At 58.0% G+C, this 12,989-nt stretch carries 12 protein-coding genes; 9 read left to right on the forward strand and 3 right to left on the reverse strand.

Going from position 1 to position 12,989, the window contains the following annotated elements; all coding sequences use genetic code 11:
• The first annotated feature begins 90 nt into the window (after positions 1–90).
• From VIH17_11090 to gcvPB, 5 genes are all read left to right on the forward strand, one after another.
• The gene (locus VIH17_11090) at positions 91–1,068 is read left to right on the forward strand and encodes a hypothetical protein (protein ID HEY4683776.1); all 978 of its coding nucleotides are present in this window, start codon (positions 91–93) and stop codon (positions 1,066–1,068) included.
• 466 nt (positions 1,069–1,534) lie between these two features.
• Positions 1,535–2,644, forward strand: coding sequence for a glycine cleavage system aminomethyltransferase GcvT (gcvT, locus tag VIH17_11095; protein HEY4683777.1), 1,110 nt, complete (start codon positions 1,535–1,537; stop codon positions 2,642–2,644).
• A 60-nt stretch (positions 2,645–2,704) separates the two neighbouring features.
• Positions 2,705–3,091, forward strand: a complete 387-nt coding sequence (gene gcvH / locus VIH17_11100; protein ID HEY4683778.1) for a glycine cleavage system protein GcvH — start codon at positions 2,705–2,707, stop codon at positions 3,089–3,091.
• Positions 3,091–4,428: an aminomethyl-transferring glycine dehydrogenase subunit GcvPA gene (gene gcvPA, locus VIH17_11105; protein ID HEY4683779.1), complete on the forward strand. Its 1,338-nt coding sequence runs from the start codon at positions 3,091–3,093 to the stop codon at positions 4,426–4,428. Before gcvH ends, gcvPA begins: the two co-directional genes overlap by 1 nt.
• A gap of 9 nt (positions 4,429–4,437) precedes the next feature.
• Complete coding sequence (gene gcvPB, locus VIH17_11110) at positions 4,438–5,937, forward strand: aminomethyl-transferring glycine dehydrogenase subunit GcvPB (protein HEY4683780.1); 1,500 nt, start codon at positions 4,438–4,440, stop codon at positions 5,935–5,937.
• A gap of 90 nt (positions 5,938–6,027) precedes the next feature.
• Here gcvPB and VIH17_11115 read toward each other — a convergent pair whose 3' ends face one another.
• From VIH17_11115 to VIH17_11125, 3 genes are read right to left on the reverse strand one after another with little or no spacing between them, the layout of a single operon-like run.
• A complete protein-coding gene (locus tag VIH17_11115) occupies positions 6,028–7,401 on the reverse strand; it encodes a M48 family metallopeptidase (GenBank protein HEY4683781.1) in 1,374 nt (457 codons plus the stop codon).
• A gap of 25 nt (positions 7,402–7,426) precedes the next feature.
• Positions 7,427–8,599: an AAA family ATPase gene (locus tag VIH17_11120; protein ID HEY4683782.1), complete on the reverse strand. Its 1,173-nt coding sequence runs from the start codon at positions 8,597–8,599 to the stop codon at positions 7,427–7,429.
• A 6-nt stretch (positions 8,600–8,605) separates the two neighbouring features.
• A complete protein-coding gene (locus VIH17_11125; protein ID HEY4683783.1) occupies positions 8,606–9,040 on the reverse strand; it encodes a hypothetical protein in 435 nt (144 codons plus the stop codon).
• 108 nt (positions 9,041–9,148) lie between these two features.
• Between VIH17_11125 and VIH17_11130 the strand changes: the two genes are divergently transcribed.
• The 4 genes from VIH17_11130 to VIH17_11145 all read left to right on the forward strand — a co-directional run bounded on the left by VIH17_11130 (position 9,149) and on the right by VIH17_11145 (position 12,919).
• Positions 9,149–9,475, forward strand: coding sequence for an MGMT family protein (locus tag VIH17_11130; protein HEY4683784.1), 327 nt, complete (start codon positions 9,149–9,151; stop codon positions 9,473–9,475).
• 239 nt (positions 9,476–9,714) lie between these two features.
• The gene (locus VIH17_11135; protein HEY4683785.1) at positions 9,715–10,659 is read left to right on the forward strand and encodes a branched-chain amino acid transaminase; all 945 of its coding nucleotides are present in this window, start codon (positions 9,715–9,717) and stop codon (positions 10,657–10,659) included.
• A gap of 244 nt (positions 10,660–10,903) precedes the next feature.
• Positions 10,904–11,587, forward strand: a complete 684-nt coding sequence (locus VIH17_11140; GenBank protein HEY4683786.1) for an MIP/aquaporin family protein — start codon at positions 10,904–10,906, stop codon at positions 11,585–11,587.
• Positions 11,588–11,773: 186 nt separating this feature from the next.
• Positions 11,774–12,919: a type IV pilus twitching motility protein PilT gene (locus VIH17_11145; GenBank protein ID HEY4683787.1), complete on the forward strand. Its 1,146-nt coding sequence runs from the start codon at positions 11,774–11,776 to the stop codon at positions 12,917–12,919.
• The last annotated feature ends 70 nt before the right edge of the window (positions 12,920–12,989 follow it).

Here is a 12,989-nt window from a genome sequence, read left to right on the forward strand (position 1 = left end):
TCTCCCCCGGTATCAAGGCCCTGCCCACCCGGAATGATGTTCAAAGAAGTATCGCTGCCTGGCCATCAACAGCAGTAGAATCGAGGAGCCATGAAAACCCGTTCGATGTGGGCGCTTGTGAGCGGAATAGCGGTCCTCCTGATAGCGGCGACTAGTTCCGCTTTTGCTTCGGCAAGCCCGAGCATCCTGGGGCTGTATCCCAAGGACGTCGGAGAATTTGCCTATGCAGACCTGAAGGCGCTACGCTCGTTTCGTTTTTTTGCTGAGCTAAAGCGGCAGCTTTTGCCCCAGCGATTTCAACTCTTCGAAGATTTTCTGGCATCGGCAGGAATCCGGCCGGAGTTCGACCTGGACGAGTTGACATGGGCGGCAGTACCGCCAGGACCGGATCGAGGCGAACAAATCCTGGGTGTCGCGGTAGGCCGGTTCGCTCCCGATTCCGTGAACCGCTATTTTGAGCGACAGAAACTGCCTTCGGTGAACTATCGGGGGACTACCTTCTACGCTTTTGGCAGCGGGATCGGTCCGGGCGACATTTTCTTTGCCTTCATTGACTCCAATACGGCGGCCTTTGGTCACCGGCAAGCTTTGGAGAACTTGATGGATGTCCGCTTCGGGCAGCAAGAAAGCCTCCTTCGGAATGATTCGCTTCTTGGCCTGATCAATCAAGCGAATGGCAAAGGGCCCATCTGGGCGGTGATGGCGGGCGGGTACGTGCGACTTGCCTTCAGCCAACTTATGCCCGATGCGGAGCGCTTTGGGGATTTCGACAAGTTGGTAAGCACCGTCCAGGCCTTGGCCATTGATGCGCGGCTGGAGAAGGGGCTGGATGCCAACTTCACGCTGGTCTGCCCGTCGATGGATGAAGCGAACAACCTTTCTGCCTTGCTCCAAGCAGGATTTCTCTACCAGCGCTGGCAAAATGCCGAGAGCAACCCGGAGCTTGCCAAAGCACTTGAGTCGGCGCGGGTTTTGCCCAGCGGGAATCAGGTCCAGATTCACATGTCGATGAGCGAAGAGACGCTCCAGGTCCTCATCCTGAAAAACATCTTTGCAACAAAACTCTAGCGCCGTTCCGACCGAACCCTCCTAACCGTCAGCCGATTGGTCTTGCCTGCCGGATGCCCGGCCGCGTCATTCAAGACCCAATCATGCCGAAGGCAACGGCGCCAGCATTATTCAGGGGAGAGCAGAGGGCCAGGATACAAGCGAACGGCAAGGCACTCACTTGGGGCGTGGATTATCCTCGGGATAGTATTCGCAGGCCTCACGACATTCGGCACAATAATAGTAGCCGTCCTGGCAAAGGCGAACGCTCCGTTCGGAATGGCAAAGGACACAGAAGCGGTCACAGTGGCATTCGCGCTCAGGCTTTTCGCACTGTTGGCACTCAAAGGCCATAGAGCTTTGCCCACTATAATCTTGGCTGACCCATTCACGCAATGAGAAAGGCTCGAACGCGTTGGCGCTTCATTGACACTGGAAAATGAGGCGTGATATTTTGCAACGTCGGTGAGCGACTGAGGAGCGAAGATTGTCCCACCCGGCAACCGGCGAACTTCGTCGAACCGCACTCTACAGTATCCATCGAGCCGCAGGCGCCAAGATGGTGAGGTTCGGCGGCTGGGAAATGCCGCTGGAATATAGCGGCATCCTGAACGAGCACATGGCGGTGCGAACCAACGCCGGTCTCTTCGATGTCAGCCATATGGGTGAGATTGAAATCCGAGGACCGAAGGCGCTGGGGCTGGTGCAAAGCGTCACCTGTAACGATGCGAGCCGGCTGGCAGTGGGCCAGGCGCAGTATTCCGGGTTGATGACGCCAAAGGGGACATTTGTGGACGATGTACTGGTCCACAAGGTCTCTGACGAGCACTATTTCCTATGTGTCAATGCAGCGAATCGGGAAAAGGATTTTGAGTGGATCAAGCAGAATAATCGCTTTCAAGGCACCGTCGAAAACACCAGTGACCAATACACCCAGCTTGCGCTCCAAGGCCCGAGGGCAGTTGAGATCCTTCAGCGGTTGACATCCACCCCACTCAAAGAGATTCGCTACTACCGGTTCCTATTCGGAAAAGTTGCGGGTGTGGACGCGATGATCGCGCGGACGGGTTACACGGGGGAAGATGGATTTGAGCTCTACTTCCATCCAGCTCACTCGGAAGAGTTGTGGAGCCGGCTGCTGGAGTCGGGCAAGGCAGATGGGTTAATCCCGGCTGGCCTCGGGGCGCGCAATACGCTGCGCCTGGAAGCAACGTTTTGTCTGTACGGCAATGACATTGATGAAACCACGACAGTATTCGAGGCGAACCTGGGATGGATCTGCAAGCTGAACAAGGGCGAGTTCCTGGGGAGAGCGGCTCTCCTGGAGCAACAGAAGCGAGGGGTGGAACGCATCCTGGTAGGATTTGAGATGCTGGAACGCGGCATTGCTCGCGAGCACTATTACATTCATGATGATGACCATGCGATCGGTCAGGTGACCAGCGGGTCGTTTGCGCCATTCTTGAAAAAGAATATCGGCCTCGGATACGTGCCGACGCCCTATGCGAAAGCCGGGACGAAGCTTTCGATTGCCCTTCGGAATGCCCAGGCTGCCGCACGGGTAGTAGAAACGCCGTTTTACAAGCGTTCCAGGTAGGGCCTGACCGCCCCGCGGCAGCCGACAACCCTGGACCTACGCCTACAAAGGAGAAACAGAATGTATCCGGAAAATCTCCGGTACACGAAGGACCACGAGTGGATCAAGATAGAGGGTAACATGGGAACCGTCGGCATCACCGACTATGCGCAGCATGAACTGGGCGACATCGTGTATGTGGGCTTGCCGAAGAAGGGAGAACACTTTGAAGCCCACGGCATCTTTGCTTCGGTTGAGTCAGTCAAGGCGGTGTCGGACGTCTATTGCCCGGCGGCGGGAACGGTGATGGAAGTAAACGAAGCGCTGGTTAACGCCCCGGAAAGGATCAATGCGGATCCGCACGGTGAAGGCTGGCTTATCAAGCTCGAGCTGGACAAACGGGCGGCGGGGCAAGACCTGCTCACCGCACCCGAATACGAGGAATACATCAAGGGAGCGGGAGAATAATGCGCTATCTTCCCAAGTCGGCGGCAGAACGACAGGGGATGCTGGATTCGATGGGTCTTGAATCCATCGAGGATTTGTTTCGCTGCATCCCTGAAAAAATGAAACTGGGAGAGCGCCTCGACCTACCCGAGGCGCTATCCGAGTTTGAGCTGATTGATTACTTCCGCGCGCGGGCGCAAGAAAATGCGGCCGGCTATTTGCGCTTCCTCGGTGCCGGGGCATACCCTCATTTCCGGCTGGTGGTGGTTGATGCGATGATCAGCCGTGGCGAATTCTTGACCGCCTATACCCCATACCAAGCTGAAGTCAGCCAGGGCACGCTCCAGGCCATCTTTGAATTTCAGACGCTGATTTGCCAGTTGACGGGCCAAGAAGTGGCCAACGCTTCGATGTACGACGGATCGACGGCGCTACCCGAGGCGGTGATGATGGCCATCCGGCTGACCCGGCGCAATCGCGTACTGCTCGCCCACAGTGTTCACCCAGAGTATCGCCAGGTTTTTGGCACCTACGCGCAGAGCCTCAACCTGGACGTCCACTCCCTGGCCATGGAGGAGAGCGGACAAATATCTCCCGCACAACTACAGGAAGGGTTGGATGACGAAACGGCAGCAGTGGTCATCCAGTCACCCAACTTTTTTGGCGTGATTGAAGAGGTTGCCGAGACAGCGAGGGTGGCGCACGAACGCGGCGCGTTGCTGATTGTCGTAATTACCGAGCCGGTCTGCCTCGGCCTTTTGCGCCCACCGGTGGAAGCCGACATCGTAGCCATGGAGGGGCAAAGCTTTGGCCTGCCGGTGAGCTATGGGGGGCCTTACCTCGGAGTGATTGCCACGAAAGAAAAAAATGTGCGGCAGTTGCCCGGCCGACTGGCAGGGATGGCTTACGATGCCGAAGGCAGGGGCGGCTTTGTGCTGACGCTGGCGACTCGGGAGCAACATATTCGCCGGGAGAAAGCTACATCCAATATCTGCACCAACCAGGCGCTATGCGCGCTGGCAGCCACCATCCACCTTTGTGTGCTTGGCAAGGAAGGCCTGCGGGAGATGGCGGAACAAAATCTGGCCAAGGCGCACTACGCGGCAGCCAAGCTAGCCAAACTTCCCGGGGTCAAACTGCGCTTCCCCGACAGGTTCTTTAACGAATTCGTGGTAGATTTGCCGAAGAGTCCGGGGCGCGTTCTCAGGAAATTGCTCAAGAAAAGGATCGTTGGCGGCCTTGCTTTGGAGCGCTTCTACCCGGAAATGAAGAAATGCCTCCTCGTTTGCGTGACTGAAACCGCGAGCCGGACAGAAATCGACCAATGGGTAGCGGGCGTTCGGTGGGCTTTGCGATAGGGGTTCACCATGTCCCACAAGATGAAAAGGGCAGACCAGCACGTCAGTCTGAGCGAGCCGCTGATTTTTGAAAAGAGCTCTCCGGGAAAGCGAGCCTGCGATTTCCCCCGGCTAGACGTTCCGCCCGTCGATCCCACCAAAACATTGGGGAAGGACGCTGTGCGAGACGAAATTGAGGGCTTCCCTGAAGTCAGCGAAGTTGAGATCATCCGGCACTTCACGCGACTTTCAACCTGGAATTACGGCATTGACCTCGGGATGTATCCGCTCGGCTCCTGCACCATGAAATACAACCCACGTGCGAACGAACTGGTGGCCAGACTGCCCGGAATCGCCGGCGAACACCCTTACCAGCCCGAAGAACTTTCACAGGGATGCCTAAAGATTCTGGAGCAGCTCGAAAAATGCCTTGCGGCAATCACCGGCATGGACGCGGTGACGTTACAGCCAGCGGCCGGCGCGCACGGCGAACTGACGGGAATTCTCCTGGCGCGCGCTTACTTGCAATCGAAAGGAAATGCGCGGAAGAAGATCCTCATTCCTGACTCAGCCCATGGCACGAACCCGGCCACTGCCGCCATGGCAGGATATGAGGTAGAAAACATCAATTCGAACGAGCAGGGGCGGGTTGACCTCCAGGTACTCGAGCGGCAGATGAATGACGACGTAGCGGCGCTCATGCTCACGAATCCGAACACGCTAGGCGTGTTCGAAGAGCAAATGGAGGAAATTGCGAAGACAGTTCACGATCGGGGCGGCTTGGTCTACATGGACGGGGCTAACATGAACGCGCTTGCCGGGGTATTTCGTCCGGGAGATTGTGGCGTTGATTTGATGCACTTGAACCTGCACAAGACGTTTTCAACACCTCATGGCGGGGGTGGGCCAGGGGCCGGGCCGGTAGCGGTGAAGAAGTTCCTGGAACCTTTCCTTCCCTTCCCGCGCCTGCGGCAAGCCGGTGAGGGAGAACTAGGCCTTGACTACGAGCGACCTCAATCGATCGGGCGTGTCCGGGCGTTCTATGGAAATTTCGGCGTGCTTGTTCGGGCGCTAGCCTACATCCTAGCCAACGGGCCGGAGGGAATTCTCCAAACCACACAGGACGCAGTGCTCAATGCGAACTACATTCGCAAACATCTGGAAGACATCTATGAGCTGCCTTACAAAGCGCCGACTCTTCACGAATGCGTTTTTTCCGACAAATTTCAACAGGCGCACGGCGTGCGCACCGGTGACATTGCAAAGCGGCTGCTGGACTATGGTTTTCATCCCTACACCGTTTCCTTTCCGTTGATCGTGCGGGGCGCCCTAATGATCGAGCCGACGGAGAGCGAGTGCCGTCAAGAACTGGACCTCTTCATTGAGGCGATGAGGGCGATTGCCCAAGAGGCGGCTACCGATCCCGAATTGGTCAGGACGGCTCCACACAACACTCGCATCGGGCGACTCGATGAGGTCAGCGCAGCGAGAAGACCCATTCTTCGCTGGCGGCCCCAACCGAAACCTTGAGCGGCGGACTAAGACCTCAGCCCAAGCATTAACCGGGCGCTGCCCCGCGTCGGCGACGCGCGAAACCGGAAGGCCCGGGGCAGCAGGAGGTCAATCGGAGAAGAGGATACTTTGCAGGAGGCGCTCAAAGGCAGGGCGGTAGGATTCGAAGTCCTGCTCGGGACTTATCAGGGCAATAAAGAAGAGTCCCTGCGGGCGCATGGTTGTCACAATCCAGTCGGCTTCTTGCTTCCCAGGTATAGGGGAAGGAGCCGAGAAGCGCAAAGAGCAGGCCTTGGAACCGGCCAAGCGGGTGGTCTTACGCGATCGCGGCACGTAACGCATGTCGGGATTCTGTTTTTCCAAGCTGGCAATCAGCTCGTTGGTTGCATCATCAATTGAAGCAGAGCGGTTGATGGTAGCCGAGGAAAAGTAGCCGAGGAAGGCACCGTAAGCCACGGACGTGCCCCCGTCCGCACCCTGGAGTATACCGCCCTCGGGCGCAATCATGGCAGCGCCGGTTTGCGCATAGACGAGCCAGTTCTCCGGATGCTGCAATCGAAAGTTTTCCCCCTCATAGACCACGAGTCTGCCGCTGGGCGGCTGCGGTCGAGCCGGAGCCGCGTCGCTCGGTCGCGCCGGCAGCTTAGGCGGCAGGGGCAAGGATTTCAGGAGGCCTTTGATGCGCTGAAATTCCGGCGAATCGGTTTGGTAGCCGGGCCGAGGCCCACCGAGGCGATCAATCTCTTCGTTGACACGGTCAACGCGACGTTCGGGACTGGGATGATCAGAGAAAAACTCGATGGATCGCTGGCGGTGTTCGGCTTGCAGATGCTCAAAGAACTGGGCCATGGCTCGCGGATCGTAGCCGGCGTCGTAGAGGGTTTGGGCGCCGCGGATGTCTGCCTGTGTTTCAGCATTGCGCGAATACTTGAGAAAGACCGAAGTGAAGCCGATGCCGATGCCGATTTGAGCGAGCTGATCGGCGAGCGTGCCGCGCGAGAACACGCCGCCGAGAATTTGCAGCGGCAAGCGGGCAGCGGCAGCACGGGAAAGCTGGTTCGTTCCGTGGCGGAGAGCGACGTGAGAAATCTCATGGGCAATCACGCCGGCAAGTTGGGCTTCATTATCAGCCGCTTCGATGGTGCCGCGATTAACATAGACAAACCCGCCGGGCAGGGCAAAGGCATTGATCTGGGCACTGTTAACAACCCGAAAGGAATAGGGATAGTCGGGACCGGCCGAGTAACCCGCCAGACGGCGGCCCAAGGCATTCACATAGTTTGCGACCCGAGCATCCTGGATGAGAGGAAGCTGGCGGTTGGCGTCGGCGGATGCCTTTTTTCCCAATTCGACGTCGTCCTGGGTTGAGAAAAGATTAAAGCCGGGGCGAAGTTCAGTGCGCCTGGCGAAAGCAGAAAGCGGGGTCAAGAGCAAGAGCCAACATAGAATGGGCAACCAAAAGCGTCGTGTATCTGGCAGCATGGGTTTCTCTCAGGGATAGAACAATTTACTTATCCGTTCGCTTGGCGACCGGCCGGGCCACCGGACGCTGGGCAGTGGCGGGCACCTCCGTAGCGCGGCCACCGCCAGCGGCTCCGTTCTGGCGCTGTTCAGGATGGGAACCACCGGCAACGGGGATGAGCGCGCCTTCTGCTTCTCTGAGGAAGATAAGAGCCCCGCGATCGGAATCAAAGTCCACCCGGACCAGATCGCCAAGACGGACCTGTCGGGTGGCCAGGAGATTGGCTAGCGGATAGATGAGGTGACGCTCGATGGCTCGCTTCAGGTGGCGGGCGCCATACTTAACATCGGTGCCCTCGCGCAGGAGAAAGGTGCGAGCCGCCGGAGTGCACCGAAAGACAAACTGGTCCTGAGTGGTGGCTGAAAGGACCCGCTGTTGCACGCGTTCGAGTTCAATATCGAGGACCATTTCGAGGTGTTCAGGCCGAAGAGGATGAAAAACGACCATCTTGTCAATGCGGTTGACGAACTCAGGTGAGAATTTTCGTTTGGCGGCCTCCACGGCCGTCCGTTCAATTTTGGTGTCAAGCTCGTCGGTCACGCTGATGGGGGGTTGGGCAAAGCCAATACCGCCGGTCATGAGCTCAGACATTTCTGGGGCGCCGAGGTTCGAGGTCATGAAGATAACGGCCTGGGAGAGGTCGACCCGGCGGTTGTCGCCCAGGGTGAGTGTGGCCTTATCCAAGATGCCCAGCAACAATTGCCAGAGCGCATCGCTGGCCTTTTCGATTTCGTCGAAAAGCAACAGGGAGAGCTTCAAGCGATCGGTGTGGTATTGAGCGAGCGCTTCCTGGGTAATAAGCGGATGGGTCTCGCGGTGGCCAAGGTAACCGGGCGGCGAACCGATGAGCTTGGCAATTTCGTGGCTGTGCTGGAACTCGGCACAATCCACCTTCATGGCGGCGCGGATGTCGCCAAAGAGAATCTCGGCCATGGCCTCGACAATGCGGGTCTTGCCAGAACCGGTAGGCCCAAGAAAGAGCAGATTGGCAACCGGTCGAGCGGGTGAATTCAATCCGGCGCGAAAAACCTGATAAACCTCGACCGCGGAGCGGACGGCCTCTTCCTGGCCAACGATGTTGCGCCGCAGAGCGACCTCAAATTCCTGAGATTCAGGACTACGGCGACTCGGATCAAGTTGGAAGCCAATGCCGGCCATGCCCTCTTAACGCCAGGAGCGGCCCTCCCACTCGCTAGGATGCTTGCAGCGCCGGCAGCGCTGCAAGGTGACATTGATGGTTCCGCGCAAATGCTTCAGATGCAAGAGAATTTCATTGCCCTGGGGCGAGTCCGCGGCGGGTTGGATAGCGCGGCGATCGAGCTCAGAAAAATCGCGCTCGAGAGAACGAGGCATGTCGCGCATCTCTCGGAGAGGCGCGCGCCGATGGGGAAGCAACCGGGGGCGGGGGGAAGCGGCGGCTCGGAGTTTGTGCCAAACGATGCGGAGGTTGGGGTATTTGCGACGGACGGGGCGAACGGTCGCTTGCGTAATTTCTGGCCGCGAACCAAGACAGGCGAGATAAAGCTGACGCACCCTACCCTCGTTTCGAATGTTATGGAGCAGATAGTGCGAGCGTCCTTTGCGGCGAAGAAATGCCATGACCCGTTTCCAGGGTGTAGTGTACGTACGTTGCACTATAGGGTCAATGAGAAGAGCGTATCTGATCAAAAGTTGTTTCCTGGCAGTACATGTTGTAGAAGGGAGGAGATGTCCTGGTCAGCGGTCTATCGGCTAGTGAAGAGAATTCCTCGCGGACAAGTGACCAGTTACGCGGCCATCGCCAAGAAACTGCGGCTGCGAGGCGGCGCCCGGAGCGCGGGCCGGGCCATGTCGGCTTGCCCACGCGGGCTGGGGATTCCGTGGCATCGAGTGGTGGCTACCGACGGGCGCATCTTGACTGGTGGACCGCATGGAGCGCTGCAGAAGCGGATGCTCGAAAGCGAGGGAGTAGGCGTGTCGCAAGGACGAGTCGATATGGGCCAATTTGGGTGGTGGCCGGAGGCAAAGCAGCACCGGAAGCGGGCACAAATGTAAATTGTCTGGTGGGAGCGCTATGCTATAATCCGCGTCGGCCGGAGCAGAGCCGATAAAGCGAGGGGCGGCTGCGTTTTCCAGGCTACGGTTGAAATGTCCCCGAGACAGTGGGAGGCCAACCCTGCGCTCCGCAAAGCTCGCCTCTGGACTTTCGGGGATTCAAGTCCATTCCATTCAAGTGGTCAAACATCGCTTTTGATCGTTTTTGATCAGCGCAGCTTCGTGTGGGGTGAATCTTTATGCCGATAAAAAAGACGGAGAAGATATGGCATAACGGCAAGTTCGTTGCGTGGGAGGACGCCACCGTTCACGTGCTCTCGCACGTCATCAACTACGGGTCATGCCTCTTTGAGGGTATCCGCTGCTATGCCACCGCGCAGGGGCCGGCGATTTTCCGTGTGAAAGAGCACACGCAGCGTCTTCTGAATTCCTGCAAAATTTACCGCATTGAGCTGGCCTACGGTCGCGACGAGTTATGTCAAGCGATGGCGGAGTTGGTGCGAGTCAACCGTATGCCGGCCTGCTATCTCCGCCCTTTGGTGATGCGAGGCTACGGCGAAGTGGGAGTGAACCCATTTCATAGCCCCATTGAAGTCTATATCGCTTGCTGGGAGTGGGGCGGGTATTTGGGCGAGGAGGCCGTGGAGCAAGGCGTGGACGTGTGCATCTCATCTTGGGCGCGAATCGCACCCAATACCTTGCCGGCACTGGCAAAAGCGGCTGCGAATTACATGAACTCCCAACTGATCAAGATGGAGGCGATTGTCAACGGTTTTTCCGAGGGCATCGCGCTCGATGTAAACGGCTATGTGAGTGAAGGCAGCGGCGAGAATGTCTTTTTGGTGCGGGACGGCGTGGTGTACACGACGTCGCTGGCCAATTCGGTCCTGCCGGGGATAACGCGAGATACCGTGTTGGTGCTCTGCCGTGACCTTGGCATTGCCATCCGGGAGGAGGCCATCCCGCGCGAAGCGCTCTATATCGCCGACGAAGTTTTCTTCTCCGGAACGGCCGCCGAGATCACGCCCATCCGGAGCGTGGATAAAGTAAAGGTGGGAAAGGGAACGCGCGGGCCGATTACCAAGGCTCTTCAGGATGAATTCTTTGCGCTAACGAGAGGCAGAAAAGAAGACCGTCATGGGTGGCTCAGCCCCGTCGGGCAACCAGTGGCTGCGGCGAGATAAGAGAGGCACACGGCGGTCGGACGAGTTTCGACGATCCAACCCAAAGTGCTCCAGGGGTTTGACAAAGCTTCAAGGTTGGCCCTAGACTCCTGCGAGTCCCCGGCAGTGTTCCACCTTGGTTTCCAGGGAAAGAGCTGGCATGTAAGTTTGCGTTCGCTTGGGCGCAAGAACCCCAGCTCGCGTTGGGGCGAGGCGGCTCCGTCCGCCTCTACTGGCGAGCGAGCGTGATTCCAGGAGGAAATCCATGGCTGAAACAGTGAGGAAAGGAATCGCTGAGCTGATCGGAACAATGGCGCTCATCTTTATCGGCGCTGGTTCTATCTGTGCGAACAATATGGTGGATTGGAAGATCGGCCCGGTAGGGATCGCGCTTGCGCACGGCTTGACGATCGCCGTGATGGTAAGCGCGCTTGGGCACATCTCCGGTGGTCATTTCAACCCGGCCATAACGATAGGGATATGGGTGGCTCGAAAGATTTCGACGGGTCAGGCGCTGGCCTACTGGATATTCCAACTGGCGGGCGGAGTGCTGGGAGCGTGGCTGCTGACTCGGGTCTTTCCCACTGAGATATGGCGCGCCGTCACGCTGGGCACCCCTGACCTGGGGCAAGGTATCACGCGTGGACCGGGCATTCTGGCCGAGGCGCTGATGACCTTCTTCCTGGTGTTCGTCGTTTTTGCGACAGCGATTGATGGGCGGGGCGCCTTCAAGGCAATAGCGGGGTTCGGCATCGGCTTGACGATCACGTTCGACATCTTGGCGGGCGGTCCCTTGACCGGCGCCTCGATGAACCCGGCGCGAAGTTTCGGTCCGGCGCTGATCACGCGCCATTGGGCCAATCATGCCGTCTATTGGGTTGGGCCGTTGCTCGGGGGTGTGATAGCCGGGGCCCTCTACTCGACTCTTTTCCTGGAGAAAGGAAAGTAAGGAAGAGCAAATCGTATCAACGCCCCGCTTGCGGCTATGGGCCTGAATCCTTAAGAGTTAGTCCTGTTATCTCGTTTGACAATTGCCGCCAGGAGGAGCTTGTCTTTCGGCCGTAGTTCTGGTAGCTTTTAATAACCCTGCCCTGCTGCTGTCCCCTCAAGTGAATCACCCGACCAGGAGCTCTTCATGCCGACTACCATCGACGACTTGCTGCGCATTGCTGTGGAGCGCAAGGCGTCTGACCTTCACCTAAAGGTGGGTAACTATCCCTACCTGAGGATTGAGGGTGTGTTGACGCCGCTCACCGAGCTTTCCCGGGTGACGCCGGAGGAAATGCTTTCGATGGCGTTCAGCATGCTGAGCAACCGGCAGAAGCAAAAGTTCAAAGAGACAGCCGAACTAGACATGGCCTACGGGGTTGTGGGGTTGGGGCGGTTCCGCGTGAGTATCTTTCAACAGCGCGGAAATGTGGGGATGGTTCTGCGCGTCATCCCGACTAAGATTCGAGGATTTGAAGAACTCCATCTCCCCCGTGTGCTGGAGACGATTTGTGATGAAACGCGGGGTCTCACGCTGGTGACAGGAACGACGGGTAGCGGCAAGTCAACGACGCTGGCCGCCATGGTTGACCGGATCAATTCGACCCGCTCCGAGCACATCATCACGATCGAAGATCCCATCGAATTCCTGCACCGCGACAAGAAGAGTTTTGTCAACCAGCGCGAGGTGGAGGTGGACACGGCGGGGTTTGCGACGGCGCTGCGGGCAGCGTTGCGCCAGGACCCGGACGTGATCCTGGTAGGTGAAATGCGCGACCTCGAAACCATCTCCACGGCGTTGCTGGCGGCCGAAACGGGTCACTTGGTGATGTCCACGTTACACACGATGGACGCAACTGAGACCATCCAACGTATCATTGCCGTGTATCCACCACCCGAACAGAAGCAGGTGCGACTGCAGCTTGCCGCCACGGTGAAGGCAGTCCTCTCCCAGCGACTGGTGCGGCGCTGCGACGGTATGAGCCGGGTGCCAGCCGTCGAAGTGCTGGTTTCGACGTCCTACATTCAGGATTGCATAATCAATCCTGATAGGACGCGGTTGATTCGAGACGCCATATCAGCCGGCACTTCGCAGTATGGCATGCAGTCCTTTGACCAATCGCTGTTTGAACTCCAGAGCGCGGGTTTGATTACCTATGAGGAAGCGCTCCGGCATGCTTCGAACCCGGACGACTTCAAACTGCGCATGCAGGGCATCCGGTCGGCGGCGGACGCGGCGCGCGAGGAGATGGAACGGACGATCCGCGAATTCGAGCGGATGTCGAAGCGTTAGCTTGGTGCTGCACGAGCCTGAAATTCCGATTTGAGAAACCTGCCAAGGCATGCTTCCCTCCTACTCCGCA

This window comes from Candidatus Acidiferrales bacterium (genome assembly GCA_036514995.1).
In the GTDB taxonomy this organism is placed as follows: domain Bacteria; phylum Acidobacteriota; class Terriglobia; order Acidiferrales; family DATBWB01; genus DATBWB01.

What these genes read in the sequence shown, in the direction of transcription:
- VIH17_11090 (HEY4683776.1), top strand. Translation starts at nt 91, where the DNA reads ATGAAAACCCGTTCGATGTGGGCGCTTGTGAGCGGAATAGCGGTCCTC.
- gcvH (HEY4683778.1), top strand. Translation starts at nt 2,705, where the DNA reads ATGTATCCGGAAAATCTCCGGTACACGAAGGACCACGAGTGGATCAAG.
- gcvPA (HEY4683779.1), top strand. Translation starts at nt 3,091, where the DNA reads ATGCGCTATCTTCCCAAGTCGGCGGCAGAACGACAGGGGATGCTGGAT.
- gcvPB (HEY4683780.1), top strand. Translation starts at nt 4,438, where the DNA reads ATGTCCCACAAGATGAAAAGGGCAGACCAGCACGTCAGTCTGAGCGAG.
- VIH17_11115 (HEY4683781.1), bottom strand. Translation starts at nt 7,401, where the DNA reads ATGCTGCCAGATACACGACGCTTTTGGTTGCCCATTCTATGTTGGCTC.
- VIH17_11120 (HEY4683782.1), bottom strand. Translation starts at nt 8,599, where the DNA reads ATGGCCGGCATTGGCTTCCAACTTGATCCGAGTCGCCGTAGTCCTGAA.
- VIH17_11125 (HEY4683783.1), bottom strand. Translation starts at nt 9,040, where the DNA reads ATGGCATTTCTTCGCCGCAAAGGACGCTCGCACTATCTGCTCCATAAC.
- VIH17_11130 (HEY4683784.1), top strand. Translation starts at nt 9,149, where the DNA reads ATGTCCTGGTCAGCGGTCTATCGGCTAGTGAAGAGAATTCCTCGCGGA.
- VIH17_11135 (HEY4683785.1), top strand. Translation starts at nt 9,715, where the DNA reads ATGCCGATAAAAAAGACGGAGAAGATATGGCATAACGGCAAGTTCGTT.
- VIH17_11140 (HEY4683786.1), top strand. Translation starts at nt 10,904, where the DNA reads ATGGCTGAAACAGTGAGGAAAGGAATCGCTGAGCTGATCGGAACAATG.
- VIH17_11145 (HEY4683787.1), top strand. Translation starts at nt 11,774, where the DNA reads ATGCCGACTACCATCGACGACTTGCTGCGCATTGCTGTGGAGCGCAAG.